The organism is Streptomyces collinus Tu 365 (assembly GCF_000444875.1).
Lineage (GTDB): Bacteria > Actinomycetota > Actinomycetes > Streptomycetales > Streptomycetaceae > Streptomyces > Streptomyces collinus_A.
In genome coordinates, this window is sequence record NC_021985.1 from 6,418,889 (window position 1) to 6,437,726 (window position 18,838).

The 18,838-nt window shown below is 72.4% G+C and carries 18 protein-coding genes and 1 pseudogene; 9 read left to right on the top strand and 10 right to left on the bottom strand.

Going from position 1 to position 18,838, the window contains the following annotated elements; translation table 11 throughout:
* Positions 1–59: 59 nt before the first annotated feature.
* A complete protein-coding gene (locus tag B446_RS27895) occupies positions 60–1,175 on the bottom strand; it encodes an NADH:flavin oxidoreductase (protein ID WP_020942773.1) in 1,116 nt (371 codons plus the stop codon).
* A 62-nt stretch (positions 1,176–1,237) separates the two neighbouring features.
* Between B446_RS27895 and B446_RS27900 the strand changes: the two genes are divergently transcribed.
* Both B446_RS27900 and B446_RS27905 read left to right on the top strand, forming a co-directional pair.
* Positions 1,238–1,597, top strand: a complete 360-nt coding sequence (locus tag B446_RS27900) for a MerR family transcriptional regulator (RefSeq protein WP_020942774.1) — start codon at positions 1,238–1,240, stop codon at positions 1,595–1,597.
* Between the two features lie 495 nt (positions 1,598–2,092).
* Positions 2,093–3,448, top strand: a complete 1,356-nt coding sequence (locus B446_RS27905; protein ID WP_020942775.1) for an FG-GAP and VCBS repeat-containing protein — start codon at positions 2,093–2,095, stop codon at positions 3,446–3,448.
* Between the two features lie 87 nt (positions 3,449–3,535).
* Here B446_RS27905 and B446_RS41180 read toward each other — a convergent pair whose 3' ends face one another.
* Positions 3,536–3,676 carry a hypothetical protein gene (locus B446_RS41180; protein ID WP_234967566.1) on the bottom strand — a complete coding sequence of 47 codons (141 nt, stop codon included), beginning with the start codon at positions 3,674–3,676 and terminating at the stop codon, positions 3,536–3,538.
* A 261-nt stretch (positions 3,677–3,937) separates the two neighbouring features.
* On the opposite strand from B446_RS41180, the gene B446_RS27910 reads away from it, so the two are divergent.
* Complete coding sequence (locus B446_RS27910; RefSeq protein WP_020942776.1) at positions 3,938–5,881, top strand: sigma-70 family RNA polymerase sigma factor; 1,944 nt, start codon at positions 3,938–3,940, stop codon at positions 5,879–5,881.
* Between the two features lie 46 nt (positions 5,882–5,927).
* Here the strand turns inward: B446_RS27910 and B446_RS39895 are convergent, their stop codons facing one another.
* Together B446_RS39895 and B446_RS27915 are read right to left on the bottom strand one after the other, a co-directional pair.
* Positions 5,928–6,077 (bottom strand): hypothetical protein, encoded by a 150-nt coding sequence (locus tag B446_RS39895; RefSeq protein ID WP_193384505.1) that lies wholly within the window; start codon positions 6,075–6,077, stop codon positions 5,928–5,930.
* Positions 6,074–6,703 carry a hypothetical protein gene (locus B446_RS27915; protein ID WP_020942777.1) on the bottom strand — a complete coding sequence of 210 codons (630 nt, stop codon included), beginning with the start codon at positions 6,701–6,703 and terminating at the stop codon, positions 6,074–6,076. Before B446_RS27915 ends, B446_RS39895 begins: the two co-directional genes overlap by 4 nt.
* 69 nt (positions 6,704–6,772) lie before the next feature.
* Between B446_RS27915 and B446_RS36200 the strand changes: the two genes are divergently transcribed.
* Positions 6,773–7,945: a pentapeptide repeat-containing protein gene (locus B446_RS36200; RefSeq protein WP_052352193.1), complete on the top strand. Its 1,173-nt coding sequence runs from the start codon at positions 6,773–6,775 to the stop codon at positions 7,943–7,945.
* 91 nt (positions 7,946–8,036) lie between these two features.
* Here the strand turns inward: B446_RS36200 and B446_RS27925 are convergent.
* Positions 8,037–8,525 (bottom strand): annotated as a pseudogene (locus tag B446_RS27925) (TetR/AcrR family transcriptional regulator C-terminal domain-containing protein); the annotation flags it as partial.
* A 226-nt stretch (positions 8,526–8,751) separates the two neighbouring features.
* Here B446_RS27925 and B446_RS27930 point away from each other — a divergent pair.
* Positions 8,752–9,579 carry an enoyl-CoA hydratase family protein gene (locus tag B446_RS27930; RefSeq protein WP_020942781.1) on the top strand — a complete coding sequence of 276 codons (828 nt, stop codon included), beginning with the start codon at positions 8,752–8,754 and terminating at the stop codon, positions 9,577–9,579.
* Complete coding sequence (locus tag B446_RS27935; protein WP_052352382.1) at positions 9,576–11,900, top strand: bifunctional salicylyl-CoA 5-hydroxylase/oxidoreductase; 2,325 nt, start codon at positions 9,576–9,578, stop codon at positions 11,898–11,900. The genes B446_RS27930 and B446_RS27935 overlap by 4 nt, the downstream gene beginning before the upstream one ends.
* Before the next feature lie 106 nt (positions 11,901–12,006).
* Here B446_RS27935 and B446_RS27940 read toward each other — a convergent pair whose 3' ends face one another.
* Together B446_RS27940 and B446_RS27945 are read right to left on the bottom strand one after the other, a co-directional pair.
* On the bottom strand, positions 12,007–12,837 hold the full coding sequence (locus B446_RS27940; protein WP_020942783.1) for a PaaX family transcriptional regulator C-terminal domain-containing protein: 831 nt from the start codon (positions 12,835–12,837) through the stop codon (positions 12,007–12,009).
* A gap of 15 nt (positions 12,838–12,852) precedes the next feature.
* On the bottom strand, positions 12,853–14,445 hold the full coding sequence (locus B446_RS27945) for an AMP-binding protein (protein ID WP_020942784.1): 1,593 nt from the start codon (positions 14,443–14,445) through the stop codon (positions 12,853–12,855).
* A gap of 158 nt (positions 14,446–14,603) precedes the next feature.
* On the opposite strand from B446_RS27945, the gene B446_RS27950 reads away from it, so the two are divergent.
* Together B446_RS27950 and B446_RS27955 are read left to right on the top strand one after the other, a co-directional pair.
* On the top strand, positions 14,604–15,737 hold the full coding sequence (locus tag B446_RS27950; protein ID WP_020942785.1) for an acyl-CoA dehydrogenase family protein: 1,134 nt from the start codon (positions 14,604–14,606) through the stop codon (positions 15,735–15,737).
* Positions 15,734–16,132: a RidA family protein gene (locus B446_RS27955; protein WP_020942786.1), complete on the top strand. Its 399-nt coding sequence runs from the start codon at positions 15,734–15,736 to the stop codon at positions 16,130–16,132. Before B446_RS27950 ends, B446_RS27955 begins: the two co-directional genes overlap by 4 nt.
* 4 nt (positions 16,133–16,136) lie before the next feature.
* Here B446_RS27955 and B446_RS27960 read toward each other — a convergent pair whose 3' ends face one another.
* Positions 16,137–16,331, bottom strand: a complete 195-nt coding sequence (locus B446_RS27960; RefSeq protein WP_020942787.1) for a DUF5999 family protein — start codon at positions 16,329–16,331, stop codon at positions 16,137–16,139.
* Positions 16,332–16,564: 233 nt separating this feature from the next.
* Between B446_RS27960 and B446_RS27965 the strand changes: the two genes are divergently transcribed.
* Positions 16,565–16,990 carry a DUF6299 family protein gene (locus B446_RS27965; RefSeq protein WP_020942788.1) on the top strand — a complete coding sequence of 142 codons (426 nt, stop codon included), beginning with the start codon at positions 16,565–16,567 and terminating at the stop codon, positions 16,988–16,990.
* A gap of 59 nt (positions 16,991–17,049) precedes the next feature.
* Here B446_RS27965 and B446_RS27970 read toward each other — a convergent pair whose 3' ends face one another.
* On the bottom strand, positions 17,050–17,280 hold the full coding sequence (locus tag B446_RS27970) for an acyl-CoA carboxylase subunit epsilon (RefSeq protein WP_202807761.1): 231 nt from the start codon (positions 17,278–17,280) through the stop codon (positions 17,050–17,052).
* 11 nt (positions 17,281–17,291) lie between these two features.
* Positions 17,292–18,836 carry an acyl-CoA carboxylase subunit beta gene (locus B446_RS27975; RefSeq protein ID WP_020942790.1) on the bottom strand — a complete coding sequence of 515 codons (1,545 nt, stop codon included), beginning with the start codon at positions 18,834–18,836 and terminating at the stop codon, positions 17,292–17,294.
* Positions 18,837–18,838: the final 2 nt, after the last annotated feature.

The following is an 18,838-nucleotide window of genomic DNA, read 5'->3' on the forward strand; positions in this document are numbered from 1 at the left end:
GGCCCGTCAGCTCGGCCCGATCCCGAACGCGCAGGGCTTCCGCAATCCGAAGCACCGTCTCAAGACCGGGCGCGCTCACTCAGCGGCCCCATCTGATCCGACAGGGCGGGATAGTCGTTGTAACCGGCGGCCCCGCCCACATACATGAAGTACCGGTCCCGAACCGGGTTGAGGGGTGCGTCGAGGCGCAGCCGGGTGACGAGGTCCGGGTTGGCGAGGAAGGGTCGGCCGAGCGCCACCAGGTCGGCGCCGGCCGCCAGCATTTCCCGCGTGGCCCGTGTGACGGCCTGTGTGGAAAGGTCGGTCAGGTCTGGGTTGCCGATCAGGACGCCGGACCAGTCGGTCCGGATCCGCCGGTACCAGCCGGTTGCCGGGTCGGAGCGCACCAGGTGCAGATAGGCGAGGTCCAGCCCCTTCAGGCGGTCCAGGAGCGTGGCGTAGAGGCCGTCGGTGTCTTCCTCCACGACGCCGTTGACCGTGCTCGCGGGGGAGATGCGGATGCCCACCCGGTCCGCTCCGATCGCGTCGGCTGCCGCCTCGGCCACTTCCGCCGCGAACCGCACCCGCCGCGCGGCGGAGCCGCCGTAGCCGTCGGTGCGGAGGTTGGTGTTGTCCGCGAGGAACTGGTGCAGCAGCATGCCGTTGGCCGAGTGCACCTCCACACCCTCGAAGCCTGCGTCGACGGCCCGGCGTGCGGCGGCGGCGAAGTCGGCGATCGTGTCCCGGATGTCCTCTGTCGTCATCGCGCGTGGGACGGCTGCCTGCAGGTGGCCCTGCGGTGTGAAGATCCTCTCCGGCAGCGGGACGGGGGAGGGTGAGAGGGGCGTGAGGCCGGTGGTCGCCGGGTGGCTGACCCGGCCCCCGTGTTGGAGCTGCAGGAACATCTGTCCGCCGGCTGCCCGCACCGCGTCGGTGACCCGCCGCCAGCCGGCAGCGTGCCGGCCGGTGTGGATCGCGGGGATGTCGGGGTACGTCTGTCCGGCCGGGTTGGGCGTCGAGCCCTCGGCGATGATCAGTCCGGCCGCGGCGCGCTGTGCGTAGTGGGTGACCATCAGGTCCGTAGGGGTGCCGTCGGCCTCCGCGCGGTTCCGGCTCAGCGGGGCCATCACGAGGTGGTGGGGCAGGGCGAGCCGGCCGAGCCGGGCGGGGGCCAGGAAGTCCGTTGTCCGCGTCATGCCGGCACGGTAGAACTTGACACCGATGTGAGGTTCAAGCCCACTTCCCAGCGGAGGCGGACATGCGAATCGGCGAACTGGCCCGGCGCACCGGCGTGAGCGAGCGGTCGCTGCGCTACTACGAGACACAGGGACTGCTCACCGCCGAGCGCACCCCCGGCGGCCACCGCGACTACCCGGAATGGGCCGTCGACCGGGTCATCCGGATCCAGGAACTGTACGCGGCCGGGCTGCACAGCGGGAAGATCCGACAACTGCTGCCCTGCATGCGCGACCGGGACGGCGGGCCCTCCGCGATCGCCACCGGACGCCTGGTGCGGGACCTGACCGCCGAGCGGGACCGGATCGACCGCATGATCGCTGACCTGCGCCGCTCCCGGGAGACCCTGGACGAGGTCATCCGCACGGCCCAGGACGCCTGACCGGCCGCCGTCTTGGCCTTCGACAAGCGTCGCTCTCACCCCCCCCGTAGGGGCGTACAGACAGCCGCTCGGACCCCTGACGTGCCGGAGCAGCCAGACGCTGACAGTTGGACCGCTGAGGCCCTGGCACGCGAACCGGCGCAAGGCAGACGCTGACGACAGGCGGTGACCACCGGCAGCCGAATCCGCCGGCCTGCTCGACGGGCTGAGCGTGCGCGCGTGGGGCAACGCGGAGTTCCTCGCCCTGGTCCCACGAGACAGCCGCGCCGGTCGCAGCGCCCTGAACAAGCACGTACGAAGTTCCTCCGCGCCCGCGTACAACCCTTCGGCCCCCTTACCGGTCCCTTGTTCGCGGACCCCACGCGGCACCCGAGGAATCTCTCGATGAACGACGTGGCGTCCCCACACACCACCGGCCACACACCCTCGCTCGGCGCACAGCTCGCCGCCGACTGAGGCCACCGCCTCCGCGACTCACGAGGAGCCCCACCACCCATGCCCGTCCGCACAACGGCCACGCTCGCCACCTTCCTGGCAGCGGGCCTCGTCCCCCTCACTCTGCCCGCCGCCTCGGCGAGCGCCGCACCCGCGAAGTACGGCGACGACTTCAACGGCGACGGCTACCGCGACTACGCGTACGCGAGCTTCAGCGCCAGAGGGGGCGGCGGGGTCACCGTGGTGTACGGGACTGCCACCGGACCCGGCACCTCGAAGCAGCGCATCACCCAGTCGAGCCCCGGCGTGCCCGGCACCGACGAGGCCGATGACATGTTCGGCGAGGTCCGTGCCGCCGCGGACTTCGACGGCGACGGATACGGCGACCTCGCGGTGGCGGCGACCGGCGAGAACGGCTTCCAGGGCGCCGTGACGATTCTCTGGGGCTCCCCCTCCGGCCTGTCCACCGGCACGGCCCTCCCGAACAAGAACCCCGGCCGCAACAACTACATGGGCAAGGATTTGGCGACCGGCGACTTCAACGGGGACGGCAAGCAGGACCTTGCCGTCATCAACGAATCGATGACCTACGTCTACCGCGGCCCGTTCAAGCGCTCCGGCACCACCGGCGCCGTGACCAAGCTCGACAAGACGTCGTCCTTCTACGCCTCGGCCCTGATCTCCGGCAAGGTCGACGGCGACAAGAAGACCGACCTCGCGATCATCGGCGACGTGGTCAGCCCCGAATACACCGCGTCCGACGTCTGGTTCATCAAGGGTGGCGCAACCTCGCTCACCCCGGGCAAGAGCCTCCGCCTGGAGTCCGAGTCCGGCAACGGCGGCAGCGCCGAGCGCGGCGGCGACGGTGTCATCGCCGACTTCAACAAGGACGGCTACGGCGACATCGCCATCGGCACACCCCTCTACTCGAAGCACAAGGGCCGCGTCAGCGTCTGGTACGGCTCGTCCGCCGGCCCGTCCCGAAGCACCCGCCTCACCCAGGCGACCAGTGGGGTCGCCGGGACCCCCGAGAACCGGGACGAATTCGGCTCATCCATTGCGGCGGGTGACGTCAACGGCGACGGCTACGCGGATCTCGCAGTCGGCGTGCCGGGCGAAGAGATCGACGGCCAGGACTACGCGGGCGGCGTGCACGTCTTCAAGGGGCGGGCGGGCGGCCTGTCCGGAGCCGGTTCGCAGTGGTTCGCCCGCAACACCCCTGGCGTCCCGGGTCCGTTGATGGCCGACGACCAGTTCGGTGGCCTGGTACGGCTGCGCGACACGGACGATGACGGAACGGCCGACCTGTACGTGAGCGGTGTCGGCTCTCTGCGGCTGCCCGGCTCAGCCAGCGGCATCACGACGGCGGGCGCGACGGACTACAACACGATGCCCATCGACGGCTTCCTGGAATGACTCCTCAGGACAAGTGGGAGCGCGGCGGCGTCCAGGGCGTCGGCCGCCTCCTGCAAGGCGGCTGTCAATGGCACCAGCTGACCGGGCTCAGCGGCTGATCGGTTCGCGGGAGGACCAGACGGGGTCGGTCACGTCGGGGCGCGGCACGTCCTTGCCGTAGTAGCTCTGTCCGCGCGTCCGAGTCGCCGGCGCCTTGACCTCGGGCGTGCGGACGCAGGCGGTCTGCACGTCGAGGGAGAACTGCCCTTCCCCGCCGACAACGGGCCCGGTCCGTGGTCCGGGGCATCATGTGTCCAGTCGAGCGGGGGCCCAACCGCGCGTGCCAGATGTGTGCCTTCCTCACGGAGACCTCGTGGACGGGGTCCGTACAACCTGAATTGCGGGCCTGAAACGGTTCTTGACGCCGATCCACCGTTTTTCTGTTGTCTCCGTGAGCCTCGGGCGGTCTCCGTTCCGACAGCCGATCCCTGCGTGGAGGAACACACCCACATGATCGAGAACCATCGGAGAGGGCCTGATCCCGGCTTGGTCACGGCCGCCCGCGCGGGTGACGGACGGGCCCGGGAGGAACTGGTGGGCCGTTGCCTGCCGTTGGTCTACAACATCGTCGGCCGCGCCCTGAACGGGCATGCCGACGTCGACGACGTCGTACAGGAGACGCTGTTGCGCATGGTGCGCGGGCTGCCGAAGCTGCGGGATCCGTCCGCGTTCCGGTCCTGGCTGGTGGCGATTACGATCCGGCAGGTACGGAACCGCGAGCAGTCGCGGGCCATGGACCGCGACCGCAGGACGCACCTGGACGACGCGGAGACGATCACCGATCCCACCCTCGACTTCGCCGGGCTGACCATCCTGCGGCTGGGACTGACCGAGCAGCGCCGTGAGGTCGCCGAGGCGACGCGCTGGCTCGATGCGGAGGACCAGGAACTGCTGTCCCTGTGGTGGCTGGAGGAGACCGGCGAGCTGGAGCGCGCGGACCTCGCCGGTGCGCTGGGGCTGTCCGACCGGCACACGGCGGTACGGGTGCAGCGGATGAAGAAGCAGATGGAGATATCGCGGGGCGTGGTGCGGGCGCTGGGCGCCGAGCCGCGCTGTGCGGAGCTGGACCAGATCGCCGCGCCGTGGGACGGCACGCCGAGTTCGCTGTGGCGCAAGCGGTTCGCCCGTCATCTGCGCGGCTGTGGGGTGTGCGGGGGCCTGGAGCGGGGGCTGCTGCCGATGGAACGGCTGCTGGGCGGGCTGCCGCTGGTGGCCGTGCCGACCAGTCTCGATCCGGCGCGGGTGCTCGCCCATGTGTGGACGGCGGCGACCCCGCCGTCCTCGGGGTCCGGGGGGTCTTCCGGCTCGGGGAGCGGTGGAGGCCGGGCGCCCGGGCGGGGGCACCGGCGGCTTGCGCGGACGGGCAGGCGGATGGCGGGCAAGCAGGCCGTCGTCGGCGGCTCGGCGGCGGTCGCGGCCGTCGCGGTGGCCGCGCTGGTCGCCACCCGGCTGACGGCGGGGCCGTCCGCGCCGGCCGCGGCGACGGTTCCGCCGCCCACACCGATGGCCGTCACCTCGTCCAGTGCCCCGCCGAGCCCCGGCCCCAGCCCCAGTCCCAGCCCCAGCCCCAGTCCCAGTAAATCCCCTTCACCGTCGGCAAAGGCGTCAGTGAAGAGGAGTCCTACGCAGCAGTCCGCGACCCCCGTGCAGATCGCGTCCGGCGTGAAAAAGGGTGTCGGGGTGTGGACGTTCAACGGGGTGAGCCAGGCGCTCGCCGCAAGCGGGGCGAGGTGGTACTACACCTGGAACACCCAGCACCAGGGCGTGACGACTGCGAAGTCGGCTTCGTTCGTGCCGATGATCTGGGGCGCCTCGTCCGTCACCGACGCGGCGCTGGCGCAGGCCCGGGCCGCGGGGCCGTACCTGCTGGCCTTCAACGAACCCGACTTCGCGCAGCAGTCGAACATGTCGGTCGACCAGGCGCTGCGGCTGTGGCCGAAGCTGATGGAGGCTGGGAAGATCCTGGGCAGCCCCGCGGTCGCGACGGGCGCGGGAACGCCCGGCGGCTGGCTTGACCGGTTCATGGCCGGGGCGGCGGAGAGGGGGTACCGGGTCGACTTCATCACTCTGCACTGGTACGGCGGTGACTTCCGCACCCCGCATGCGGTCGAGCAGCTGAAGTCGTACCTGACGTCGGTGTACGCGCGCTATCACAAGCCGATCTGGCTGACCGAGTACGCGCTGATCGACTTCTCGCAGGGGACGCGGTTCCCCTCCGCCGCACAGCAGGCGGCGTTCGTCACGGCGTCCACGAAGATGCTGGACCGCATGCCCTACGTGCATCGTTACGCGTGGTTCGGGCTGGGTGCGGACCCGTCGAAACCGAGCAGCGGGCTGTTCACGGACGGTACGACGGCCACGGCGGCGGGCCGGGCCTTCCAGGCGGCGCGCTGAGCTGAGGGGGCCGTGCGGCGGTTGCGCCGGCACCGGCCCCCTCGGGCTATGGGCTGACGCCCCATGACTGCATGTGCCAGGCGGCAATGACGATCTTGTGCATGACCGCGACCAGTGCGCGTTCCCGCACGCCGAGCCCGTCACGGACCCGGGAGGCGAGGGCGACGGCCTCCTTGGCCTCGACGGTGTCCGTCAAGCCCGACGCGGAGGTGCCGAGTTGTCGTCGGCCGCCATCGCTGAACTCGACGCATACGGGTCGAAGACGGCATCGCGCATCCTGCTGCGTTGCCCCAGCAGGCGGGTCTGTTCCTTCTTCAGCGTGGCGAATCCTTGGCGCGCATAGGCGGCGAGCTCCTCGCTGGGGAACGACACCACCGAGAGGTGGTGGTCGTGGTTTCCCTGTGCCCACCGGGCAGCTGTGATCTCGTAGCCCGAGACATGCGCACACAGGTGAAGCAGAAGCGGCGGCATGTCTGGTTCGCTCAACAGGTCCGCGTGTTTGATGACCAGGTCGCGCATGGCCTGGATGTTGGGGAGAAAGACGGTGGTCACCCACAGCCGCCATTCGGTGAGCTCTTCCGGGGTGGGCGGGATCTCGTGATCGAACGGCGACGTTCCGCCGGGGCGAGCATGACGTCCCACGAACGCGTCGAAAGTGCGTCTGTTGGCTTCCGTGAGGGCGAACAGAGGCCCATAGAGGTCGCTGAGCTGGCGATTCACGCGAGCGAGCCGTTCTTGCCGTTGCGTCAGGCGCAAACCGTTGAGGTAAGTGACGACATAGCCGACGAACGCCAGCCCGATGGTGACGACCATTGCGATCATGAGGGGCGATGCTAGTGCTGTGACCGCACAGGTTCACCGGGTTCGGCCTTGTCCTAGGATCCTCTGGCCATGGGGGGATCTTTTCGTGACCGGCAGCGCCTGACTCGTGCCGTTGCTGTGGCGCTGGCCGTAGTGGCCGTGATCGTGTTACTGGGCGTCGTGCTCCTGGTTCTTCCGGGGCTGATGGTCGACCACGACCTCGCAGGTGGCCACCTCGCTGCAGCGGACCGGCTGAACGCGGTGAACAACGTGCGCACCACCCTTCTGCAGACGGTTGGCGGTGCGGTCGTCCTGTTCGGCGCCTGTGCCACATGGCGGCAGCTGCGCGTCAGCCAAGACGGGCTGAACGCAACCCGAGAGGGGAACATCACCGATCGCTTCAGCCGGGCCGTGGACCAGCTCGGCAGTGACAAGCTGGACGTGCGGATCGGAGGCATCTACGCACTGTGGCGCCTTGCAGATCATTCCGACCGCGACCGCGAGGCGGTCGTCTCCATCATGGCGGCGTATCTGCGGACACACCTTCCCTGGCCGCCGCAGGAACCCACAGTTCCGGCGGCGGACGCGTCCATTAACTCGGTGCCCCCGCTGGAGACCCGCGCCGCGGACGCCCAGACGGCGCTGACCTGCCTCGGGGTCCTGTACCAGGAACGCCGTCCGGAGTGGCTCAACGTCAGCTCGACCGATCTCCGCCGAGCCGACTGTGACGGTTTGTGGCTGCACGGAGCCAACTTCGACGGCGCATGCATGGAAGCGGCGAGCGTCTACCAGGTCAACCTGAGCAAGGCATCACTGATCGCCGCCAACCTGCGGCATGCCGAACTCGGCACCTCCATTCTCCACCAGGTCCGCTGTCTGCAAGCCGACTTGCGCGGCGCACGCCTGGTCAAAGCCGACTTGAGGTCGGCGGACTTCACCCGTGCGGACCTGCGGGAGGCGAACCTGCGCAAGACTCGTGCCCAGGGCGCTGTCCTTGCCGGCGCGGACCTGCGGTTGGCCGACCTCCGGGGCTGCGACCTCACCGACGCAGACCTGCAAGGGGCGAGGCTGGAGGGCGCACTGGCGAGCGACCTTACGATCTGGCCAGCCGGCTTCAACGCTCGAACAGCCGGCGTCGTTGTCACCGCGGATCCTGGCATCGAACCGGACAATCTGCTTCCGGCTGCCGCGCTCACGAGGCGAGTCCCGCTGCTGCGATCGGAGCCGCGCCTGTACGGCACGGCGCTCGACATCGACGGCTAGGACATCTCGTTCCCGTGCTGGTGACAGCCACGCGTTGCGGACTGTGACCAGCACGGTCGCCTTGACCCCGTATCTGTGACAGGGAAACAGGTCAACGGGGAGTCAGGAGGCCGCTCACCAGGGCGCGGAGTCCGTCCAGATAGGTGTCCTCGGCGGTCAGCGGGGCCCAGCGGTCCGCGACCTGTGCCAAGCGGGGTAGCTCGCCCGGGTCGAGGTCGGCGAAGACTCGCTCCCGGTAGGTCGCACGGTCATCGTCTGCGCGCCGCCGGGACGCTGTCGCCCGGATCATGATCTCTCCAGCGGTGTAGTACCAGATCGCACGGTAACCGTGCACAGCCTGATCGAGGGACATTCCGCATTCGACCAGGCCGTCGACTATCTGCTCGACGAACCACAGCGCGGTTGCGGACATCAGGTCATCGGCGGTCAGCACCTCCACGATCCAGGGACAGGCGGCGAGCGCCTCATGGATCGCGGCGGCGGCAACGACGAACATGGTGCGGCTGCAGGCAGGCACCGCCGTGATCGTTCCCCGTGGCCGGTGGCACCGCCTGGAGCTGGACGCCCCCAGCAACCTGATGTCGGTCACCCTCCGCCACGGCACCCGCCTCGAAAGGCGCACTGACACTCGCTGAGCGACATGTGGCCCGGCGGTCGCGCTGCCGGGCCACCACCGGTGACGCCCGTCACCGGACGGGACCGCACCCGCCACGTTGTCGCGCCATCGTGACGACGGTCACGAACGAGTGATAGCTTTTCCGGGTAGCGCACGCGTGAGGCACCGCCCCCCTAGGAGGCCGCACGTCATGAGTCCCTTCACCGGCTCCGCCGCCCGCACCCGCGACTGGGAGCACCTGCGGGTCCAGATCGCCGACGGGGTCGCCACCGTCACCCTCGACCGGCCCGCCAAGCTCAACGCCCTCACCTTCGGCGCCTACGCCGACCTGCGCGACCTGCTCGCCGAGCTGTCCCGGGAGCGCGCGGTGCGCGCCCTGGTGCTCGCGGGCGAGGGCCGGGGCTTCTGCTCCGGCGGCGACGTGGACGAGATCATCGGCGCCACCCTGGCCATGGACACCGCCCAGCTCCTCGACTTCAACCGGATGACCGGACAGGTCGTACGGGCGGTGCGGGAGTGCCCGTTCCCGGTGATCGCCGCCGTGCACGGGGTGGCGGCCGGGGCCGGCGCCGTCCTGGCGCTCGCGGCCGACTTCCGGGTCGCCGACCCCTCCGCCCGGTTCGCCTTCCTCTTCACCCGGGTCGGCCTGTCCGGCGGCGACATGGGCGCGGCCTATCTGCTGCCCCGCGTCGTCGGCCTCGGCCACGCCACCCGGCTGCTGATGCTGGGCGAGCCGGTCCGCGCGCCCGAGGCCGAGCGCATCGGCCTGATCAGCCTGCTCACCGAGGAGGGCGGGGCCGACGAGGCCGCCGCCGCGCTCGCCCGCCGGCTGGCCGACGGCCCCGCCCTGGCGCACGCGCAGACGAAGGCGCTGCTGACGGCGGAACTCGACATGCCGCTGGCGGCCTCCGTGGAACTGGACGCCTCGACCCAGGCCCTGCTGATGAACGGCGAGGACTACGCGGAGTTCCACGCCGCGTTCCGGGAGAAGCGGCCCCCCAAGTGGCGGGGGCGGTGACCGTGCGGCGCATCGCGGTCATCGGCGGCGGCCCCGGCGGTCTCTACGCGGCCGCCCTGCTGAAGCGGCTCGACCCCGCGCGGCAGATCACCGTCTGGGAACGCAACGCCCCGGACGAGACCTTCGGCTTCGGCGTGGTGCTCTCCGACGAGACCCTCGGCGGCATCGAGCACGCCGACCCGGTCGTCTACGAGGCCCTGAAGAAGGAGTTCGTCCGCTGGGACGACATCGACATCGTGCACCGCGGAGTGCGCCACCGCTCCGGCGGTCACGGGTTCGCCGCGCTCGGCCGCCGCCGGCTGCTGCGGGTCCTGCACGAGCGCTGCCGCTCGCTCGGCGTGGAGCTGCGCTTCGCCACCGAGGCGCCGCCCCTCGACGAGCTCCGCGCGGAGCACGACCTGGTCGTCGCCGCCGACGGCGTGCGCAGCACCACCCGCGCGGCCCTCGCCGACGCCTTCCGCCCCCGGGTGAGCGAGCACCGCTGCCGGTACATCTGGCTGGCCGCCGACTTCGCCTTCGACGCCTTCCGCTTCGAGATCGCCGAGACCGAGCACGGCGTCGTGCAACTGCACGGCTACCCCTTCGCGGCCGACGCCTCCACCGTCATCGTCGAGATGCGCGAGGAGGTCTGGCGGGCGGCGGGACTCGACCGGGCCGGGCCGCAGGAGTCCGTGGAGCGCTGCGCCAAGATCTTCGCCGACGCCCTCGGCGGACGGCCGCTGCGCTCGAACAACTCGGCCTGGACCACCTTCCGCACGGTCGTCACCGAGCACTGGTCGCACGACGGCGTCGTCCTGCTCGGCGACGCCGCCCACACCGCCCACTTCTCCATCGGCTCCGGCACCAAGCTCGCCGTGGAGGACGCCCTGGCCCTCGCCGCGTGCCTGGCGGAGCAGCCCGACGTGCCCGCCGCCCTGGCCGCCTACGAGGAGGAACGCCGGCCCGTCGTCGCCTCCACCCAGCGGGCCGCCCGGGCCAGCCTGGAGTGGTTCGAGGACCTGGGCCGCTACCTCGACCAGCCGCCCCGCCAGTTCGCCTTCAACCTGCTCACCCGCAGCCGCCGGGTCACCCACGACAACCTCCGGCTGCGCGACGCCCACTTCACCGAGGCCGTCGAGCGCGAGTTCGGCTGCCCGCCGGGCACACCCCCGATGTTCACCCCGTTCCGGCTGCACGGCCTGACCCTGCGCAACCGGGTCGTCGTGTCACCCATGGACCTGTACTCCGCGGTCGACGGCGTCCCCGGCGACTTCCACCTCGTCCACCTCGGCGCCCGCGCCCTCGGCGGGGCCGGCCTGGTGATGACCGAGATGGTGTGCGTCAGCGAGGAGGGGCGCATCACCCCGGGCTGCACCGGCCTCTACACCGCGCGCCAGGGCGAGGCGTGGCGGCGGATCACCGACTTCGTGCACAGTCAGGCGCCCGGCACGGCGATCGGCGTGCAACTCGGCCACTCCGGGCGCAAGGGCTCCACCCGGCTCATGTGGGAGGGCATGGACGAACCGCTGCCCGAGGGCAACTGGCCGCTGGTGGCGGCCTCCCCGCTGCCCTACCGGCCGGACGGCCAGGTCCCGCGCGAGCTGTCCCGGGCCCAGCTCACCGACATCCGGGAGCAGTTCGCCTCGGCCGCCTGGCGAGCCGCCCGGGCCGGCTTCGACCTGCTCGAACTGCACTGCGCGCACGGCTACCTGCTCTCCGGCTTCCTCTCGCCGCTCACCAACCTGCGCACCGACGCCTACGGCGGCTCGCTGGACAGGCGGCTGCGGTTCCCGCTGGAGGTCTTCGACGCGGTGCGCGGTGTGTGGCCGGACGACCGCCCCATGACCGTACGCGTCTCGGCCACCGACTGGGCCGAGGGCGGCACCACCGCCGAGGAGGCGGTCGCGATCGCCCGGGCCTTCGCCGCGCACGGCGCCGACGCGATCGACGTCTCCACCGGCCAGGTCGTGGCCGGGGAACGACCGGAGTTCGGGCGGTCGTACCAGACGCCGTTCGCCGACCGCATCCGGCACGAGGTCCGCGTCCCGGTGATCGCCGTCGGCGCGATCTCCTCCTGGGACGACGTCAACTCCCTGATCCTGGCCGGGCGCACCGACCTGTGCGCCCTGGCCCGCCCGCACCTGTACGACCCGCACTGGACCCTGCACGCGGCGGCCGAGCAGGGCTACCAGGGCCCCGGCGTGGTCTGGCCCGCGCCCTACCGGGCGGGCAGCAGGCGCCCCCAGACCGGCCGCACGGACGCGCCGAGGCCGCGGCTGGCGCTCGACCCGGTCACAGCCCTTCCCCCCGACCGCGCGGTTCCCGGTCCGCACGGATCCTGAAGCGGCCCGCGACCGGGCCGCACCAGGCCCCCGCCCGAGCGTTCCGGCGGGGGCCACGGCCGATTCCGGCAGGGGCTACGGCCATGACACGGCGCCGCGGACACGGTCACGGCCCGTCCCCGGGCCCGGCACCCGCGAACGCGGCCCCGGCGTCCCGCAGCCGCTCGTGCAGCCCCCGGAAGACCTCCGCCGAGCGGACGCCCGGCCAGTCGGCCGGCAGCAGGTGGGCGGGCAGGCCCGGGTCGGTGTAGGGGAGGTGGCGCCAGGTGTCGAGGGCGAGGAGGTAGTCGCGGTAGGCGTCCTCGGGCGCGGTGTCCGTGCGCCCCTCCCAGGCGTGCAGCACGGGCGCGTGCGCGTCCAGGAAGTGCTCGTGCTCCTTGGCGATCGCCGCCAGGTCCCACCAGCGGGCGACCGCCTCCGGGGTGGGGGCGAAGCCGAGGTGCTCGCCGCGGAAGAAGTCGACGTACGGGTCGAGGCGCAGCCGTCCCAGGGTGTGCCGGGTCTCCTCGTAGAGGCGTGCCGGGGCGATCCACACCCCGGGCGCCGCCGTGCCGAAGCCGAGGCCGGCCAGCCGGGAGCGCAGCACGTGCCGCTTCTGCCGCTCCGACTCGGGCACCGAGAACACCGCGAGCACCCAGCCCTCGTCCTCGGGCGGCCCGGCCAGATAGATGCGGCGGTCGCCGTCGTCCATCAACTGACGCGCCTCGGGGGACAGTTCGTAGCCGGCCGCCCCGGTCGCGGTGCGCGCGGGCAGCAGCAGGCCGCGGCGTTTGAGCCGGGACACCGAGGAGCGGACGGACGGCGCGTCCACGCCGACCGCGGCCAGGAGCCGGATCAGCTCGGCGACGGGCACCGGACCGGGTGCGAAGCGGCCGTACGCGCCGTAGAGCGTGACGATGAGGGACCTGGGGGCGTGCTGCTCGGACACGTTGATCATTTTAGTTCGTCGACATCACTGCTGGTCACCTCCGGCCCGCAACCGGAACCGCTGGAGCTTGCCGGTGGCCGTGCGGGGCAGCGCGTCCAGGAAGACGAACTCGCGCGGGCACTTGTACGGGGTCAGCTCGCGGGTGAGGAAGGCGCGCAGCGCCTCCGGGTCGCGCGCCGCGCCCTCCCGCAGGACGGTGTACGCCACCGCCACCTGACCGCGGGCCTCGTCGGACCGGCCGACGACGGCCGTCTCGACCACGTCGGGGTGGCGCAGCAGGGCGTCCTCCACCTCGGGGCCGGCGATGTTGTACCCGGCGGAGACGATCATGTCGTCGGCGCGGGCCACGTAGCGGAAGTAGCCGTCGCTCTCCCGGACGTAGGTGTCGCCGGTGACGTTCCAGCCGCCGCGCACGTACTCCCGCTGCCGCGGGTCGGCCAGGTAGCGGCAGCCCACCGGGCCGCGGACCGCGAGCAGGCCGGGCTCGCCGTCGGGCACCGGGTCGCCGTGCGCGTCCTGCACGCGCGCCTGCCAGCCCGGCACCGGGACGCCCGTCGTGCCCGGCCTGATCCGCTCGTCGGCCGCCGAGATGAAGATGTGCAGCAGCTCGGTGGCGCCGATGCCGTTGATGACGCGCAGCCCGGTCCGCTCCCGCCAGGCCCGCCAGGTGGCCGCGGGCAGGTTCTCGCCCGCGGACACGCAGCGGCGCAGGGACGAGACGTCGTGGCCGTCCAGCTCGTCGAGCATCGCCCGGTAGGCGGTCGGCGCGGTGAACAGCACCGAGACCCGGTGCTCGGCGATCGCGGGCAGCAGCTGCCGGGGGCCGGCCTGTTCGAGGAGCAGGGCGCTGGCGCCGGCCCGCAGCGGGAAGACCACGAGGCCGCCGAGGCCGAAGGTGAAGCCGAGCGGCGGGCTGCCGGCGAACACGTCGTCCGGCCGGGGGCGCAGCACGTGGGCGGAGAAGGTGTCGGCTGTCGCCAGCACGTCCCGGTGGAAGTGCATGCACCCCTTGGGCCGGCCGGTGGTGCCGGAGGTGAAGGCGATGAGGGCCACGTCGTCGGCGGCCGTGTCCACCGCCGGGTACGGGGTGCCGGGCGCCGGGCGGCGCAGCAGGTCGTCGGGCGCGTCGCCGCCGTACGTCGTGATGCGCAGGCCCGGTATCGCGGCCTTCGCCAGGTCGTCCACGGCCCGCACGTCGCACAGGGCGTGCCGGACCCGGGCGATCTCGCAGATCGTGGCCAGCTCGTGCGGACGCTGCTGGGCCAGCACCGTGACCGCGACCGCGCCCGCCTTCAGCACCGCCAGCCAGCAGGCGGCGAGCCAGGGGCCGGTGGGGCCGCGCAGCAGCACCCGGTTGCCGGGCACCACTCCCAGCTCGCCGGTGAGGACGTGCGCGACGCGGTCCACCCGGGCGCGCAGGTCGCCGTACGTCCAGGCGGGGCCGGCCGGGGTGTGGAAGGCCGGCCGGGCGGGGTCGGTGCCGCCGAGCAGCTCGGCCGCGCAGTTGAGCCGCTCCGGGTAGCGCAGCTCCGGCAGGTCGAAGCACAGCTCGGGCCACTCGTCGGGCGGCGGGAGATGGTCGCGCGCGAAGGTGTCGACGTGGGCCGAGACGTGCATGGCGGTTCGCCCCCTATGCCGTGAGGCGTCGAGACGGGCGTCCTGGTGCGCTCGCGGATCGAGCGTATCGTGTTGGTGACGGCAGTCAACTGTGCGCGATAACCTCACCCGGAGACGGGAAGGTCACGACGGGACCCGTCCCGGAGGGAGGACCGGCAGTGCCCGCATTCTCACTCGAACCGGAACAGACCGCCTGGTGCGCCGAGCTGCGCGCCCTGGCCGCCGAACGGCTGCGCCCGCTCGCCGACAAGGGCGAACCGGGCCGGGTCAACCGGCCGCTCCTGACCGAGCTGGGCCGGCTCGGCCTCCTGGCGCGGCTGTTCGCGTCCGGCGCGCTCGACCTGTGCCTGATGCGGGAGTCGCTGGCCCAGTCCTGCACGGAGGCCGAGACCGCGCTGGCCCTCCAGGGCCTGGGCGCCCACCCGGTGCACGCCCACGGCAGCGCCGCCCAGCGGGAGCGCTGGCTGCCCCGGGTGGCCGACGGCGGCGCGGTGGCCGCGTTCGCGCTCAGCGAGCCGGGCGCCGGCTCCGACGCGGCCGCCCTCGCCCTCGCGGCCGAGCCCGACGGCGGCTCCGGCTGGCGGCTCACCGGCGCCAAGTGCTGGATCTCCAACGCCCCCGAGGCCGACTTCTACACCGTCTTCGCCCGCACCACCCCCGGCGCCGGAGCCCGCGGGGTGACCGCCTTCCTGGTCCCCGCCGACCGGCCGGGCCTGACCGGCTCCGCGCTGGAGATGATCTCGCCGCACCCCATCGGCGCCCTCGACTTCGACGCCGTGCCCGTCACCGCCGAGGACGTGCTCGGCGAACCCGGCCGCGGCTTCGCCGTCGCCATGGGCACCCTCAACCTGTTCCGGCCCAGCGTCGGCGCCTTCGCGGTCGGCATGGCCCAGGCCGCGCTCGACGCCACCCTGCGGCACACCGCCGAACGGGAGGCGTTCGGGGGGCCGTTGATGCGCATGCAGGCGGTGTCCCACCAGGTCGCCGAGATGGCCCTGCGCACGGAGGCGGCCCGGCTGATGGTGTACGCGGCGGCGAGCGCCCACGACGCCGGCGCACCGGACGTCCCCGGGCGCGCCGCCATGGCGAAGCTGCTCGCCACCGAGACCGCGCAGTACGTCGTCGACACCGCCGTCCAGCTGCACGGCGCCCGGGCCCTGCGCCGCGGCCACCTCCTCGAACACCTCTACCGCGAGGTGCGCGCCCCGCGGATCTACGAGGGCGCGAGCGAGGTCCAGCGGGGCATCATCGCCAAGGAGCTGTACGCCACACCCACCCGGGAGGCACGGTGACGACCGAGCGCGTCAACCCGCCCGAACTGTCCCCGCCCGCGGGCTTCTCGCACGCCGTCGTCGCCACCGGCTCCCGCGTGGTGTTCCTCGCGGGCCAGACGGCGCTCGACGGCGACGGAAAGATCACCGGCACCACCCTGCCCGAGCAGTTCGAGAAGGCGCTCACCAGCCTCCTCACCGCCCTGGCCGCGGCCGGCGGCACCCCCGCCGACCTCGCCCGCGTCACCGTCTACGCCACCGACGTCGCCGACTACCGCACCCACGCCCGTCAGCTGGGCCGCATCTGGCGGGAGCGGGCCGGCCGGGACTACCCGGCGATGGCGGTCGTGGAGGTCGTCCGGCTGTGGGACGAGCGTGCGCTGGTGGAACTGGACGGGTTCGCGGTGCTGGCCTGAACCCTCAGGCGGCCACCGCGAGCCGCTCGGCCGGGACCCGCCGGGGCGGGACCACGCTGCCGTCCGGGTGCAGTTCGCCCGAGTCGTCGAAGACGATCGAGCCGTCGCACAGCAGGGCCCAGCCCTGCTCCGGACGGGCGGTCACGAGATGCGGGACACCGGCGCGGACGGCCGTGGACGAGATCGGGCAGGAGCACATGGCGCACCTCCACAGCGGGGTGGGAAGGGCCGGCGGGATCGGCCGCGGCCCGTGCACCGACCATGCCCGCGCCGCGGGCAGGGGGGAACCGTCCGCCAGGAAGCGTGACAACACGCGGACAGCTTCCGGACGGTCCGAAGACGCGCCACCGATGGGGTGACGGTCACGGCGGCCGGCCCGGCCGACCGGTACCAGTGGGACCCCCCCCACATCACGGAACCGGGAGGCATCCCATGCCCGTACGTCACGCCCTCGCCACCGCCCTGGGAGCAGCGGCGCTGCTGTGTGCCGCGGTCGGCCCGGCCGCCGCCGGCACCGGCGAGAGCATCACGGTCGACCCCACCGGCACCGTCGCGCCCGACGGCACCGTCACCCTCTCCGGCACCTACCGCTGCACCGCCGGCACCGGTCCGGTCCTCGTCGGCTCCTCGGTCGGCCAGTCGGACCCCCGGGTCCAGCAGGGCGTCGGCGGCGGCGTCGCGCTGTGCGACGGCGCCGAACACCGCTGGGAGAACTCCGGCGAGGTCGTGCCCGGCTCGGTCGAGGCGGGGCCGGCCCATGTCCAGGCCGCCCTCGTGGAGCTGCGCCCGTCGGGCATCGTGCCGCTGCCCTATTTCCACGCGGTGGCGGAGCGGGACGTCACCCTCGTCCAGGACTGACACGCCCGCCCGGCGGCCCACCCCCGAGGGGCCGGGCCGCCGGGCGCGGGCCGAGGCCGTCAGGAGCGCTGCCAGCTGTGCGGGGCGTGGAAGGCGTGGGGGCGCCAGGAGGTGGTGCCGGGCGAGGAGGGCTCGGCGCCCTGCCCGGCCAGCGCGCTCCGGCTGAGCAGCAGCACCGTCAGGGCGGCCAGCTCCTCGTCGGTGGCCTCGCCGCGCTCGACACGGATCGGGGGAGTGGGGGACGTCACGGACGCGGGGGACGCCGGGGTCGTGGGGGACATCAGGGACATGCGGACCTCCGTCACTGAGGGGGATTGCCGTGCTTGCGCACGGGACGCTCGGCGTGCTTGGTGCGCAGCATCGTCAGCGCGCCGATGAGGACGCGGCGGGTGTCGGCGGGGTCGATGACGTCGTCCACCAGGCCGCGCTCGGCCGCGTAGTAGGGGTGCATCAGCTCGGCCTTGTACTCCTTGACCATCTTCTGCCGCATCGCCTCGGGGTCCTCGGCCTCGGCGATCTGGCGGCGGAAGATGACGTTGGCCGCGCCCTCGGCGCCCATCACGGCGATCTCGTTGGTGGGCCAGGCGTAGGTGAGGTCGGCCCCGATCGACTGGGAGTCCATGACGATGTAGGCACCTCCGTACGCCTTGCGCAGGATCAGCGAGATCCGGGGCACCGTCGCGTCGCAGTAGGCGTACAGGAGCTTCGCGCCGTGGCGGATGATGCCGCCGTGCTCCTGGCCCACGCCCGGCAGGAAGCCGGGCACGTCCAGCAGGGTGACGATCGGGATGCTGAACGCGTCGCACATCTGCACGAAACGGGCCGCCTTCTCCGACGCCTCGATGTCCAGCACACCCGCCAGGGTCTGCGGCTGGTTGGCGACGATCCCGACGACCTGGCCGTCCAGCCGGGCCAGTGCGCAGATGACGTTGCGCGCCCAGCGCTGGTGGACCTCCAGGTACTCGCCGTCGTCGACGATCTCCTCGATCACCCGCGTCATGTCGTACGGCCGGTTCCCGTCGGCGGGCACCAGGTCGGCCAGCGTCTCGCAGCGCCGCTCCGCGGGGTCGTCGCAGGGCACCGAGGGCGGGTTCTCGCGGTTGTTGCGGGGCAGCAGCGACAGGAGGTAGCGCACCTCCTCCAGGCACGTCTCCTCGTCGTCGTACGCGAAGTGGCACACGCCCGAGGTCTCGGCGTGGACGTCGGCGCCGCCCAGGCCGTTCTGGGTGATCTCCTCGCCGGTGACGGCCTTGACCACGTCGGGGCCGGTGATGAACATCTGCGAGGTCTCGCGGACCATGAACACGAAGTCGGTCAGCGCCGGGCTGTAGGCGGCACCGCCGGCGCACGGGCCGAGCATCACCGAGATCTGCGGGATGACGCCGGACGCCGCCGTGTTGCGCCGGAAGATGCCGCCGTAGCCCGCGAGGGCGGTGACGCCCTCCTGGATGCGGGCGCCCGCGCCGTCGTTCAGGGAGACCAGGGGCGCACCGGCCGCGATGGCCATGTCCATGATCTTGTGGATCTTCGCGGCGTGGGCCTCGCCCAGGGCGCCGCCGAAGATCCGGAAGTCATGGGCGTAGACGAAGACGGTACGTCCCTCGACCGTGCCCCAGCCGGTGACGACACCGTCGGTGTACGGCTTCTTCGCCTCCAGGCCGAACCCGGTCGCCCGGTGCCGGCGCAGCGACTCGACCTCCTGGAAGGAGCCCTCGTCGAGGAGCAGGCCGATCCGTTCGCGCACGGTGAGCTTGCCCTTGGCCTTCTGGGCGGCGGTCGCCTTCTCGCTCGGGCCGGCGAGCACCCGCTCGCGTATGCCGGCCAGTTCCTCGACCTGGGACCTCATGT

Bases quoted from the DNA above. Each gene is read 5' to 3' on its own strand.
- B446_RS27930 (WP_020942781.1), top strand. From the start codon at position 8,752: ATGAGTCCCTTCACCGGCTCCGCCGCCCGCACCCGCGACTGGGAGCAC.
- B446_RS27970 (WP_202807761.1), bottom strand. From the start codon at position 17,280: ATGTCCCTGATGTCCCCCACGACCCCGGCGTCCCCCGCGTCCGTGACG.
- B446_RS27945 (WP_020942784.1), bottom strand. From the start codon at position 14,445: ATGCACGTCTCGGCCCACGTCGACACCTTCGCGCGCGACCATCTCCCG.
- B446_RS27910 (WP_020942776.1), top strand. From the start codon at position 3,938: ATGATCGAGAACCATCGGAGAGGGCCTGATCCCGGCTTGGTCACGGCC.
- B446_RS27940 (WP_020942783.1), bottom strand. From the start codon at position 12,837: ATGATCAACGTGTCCGAGCAGCACGCCCCCAGGTCCCTCATCGTCACG.
- B446_RS27900 (WP_020942774.1), top strand. From the start codon at position 1,238: ATGCGAATCGGCGAACTGGCCCGGCGCACCGGCGTGAGCGAGCGGTCG.
- B446_RS27915 (WP_020942777.1), bottom strand. From the start codon at position 6,703: ATGATCGCAATGGTCGTCACCATCGGGCTGGCGTTCGTCGGCTATGTC.
- B446_RS36200 (WP_052352193.1), top strand. From the start codon at position 6,773: ATGGGGGGATCTTTTCGTGACCGGCAGCGCCTGACTCGTGCCGTTGCT.
- B446_RS27905 (WP_020942775.1), top strand. From the start codon at position 2,093: ATGCCCGTCCGCACAACGGCCACGCTCGCCACCTTCCTGGCAGCGGGC.
- B446_RS27895 (WP_020942773.1), bottom strand. From the start codon at position 1,175: ATGACGCGGACAACGGACTTCCTGGCCCCCGCCCGGCTCGGCCGGCTC.
- B446_RS27960 (WP_020942787.1), bottom strand. From the start codon at position 16,331: ATGTGCTCCTGCCCGATCTCGTCCACGGCCGTCCGCGCCGGTGTCCCG.
- B446_RS27975 (WP_020942790.1), bottom strand. From the start codon at position 18,836: ATGAGGTCCCAGGTCGAGGAACTGGCCGGCATACGCGAGCGGGTGCTC.
- B446_RS27965 (WP_020942788.1), top strand. From the start codon at position 16,565: ATGCCCGTACGTCACGCCCTCGCCACCGCCCTGGGAGCAGCGGCGCTG.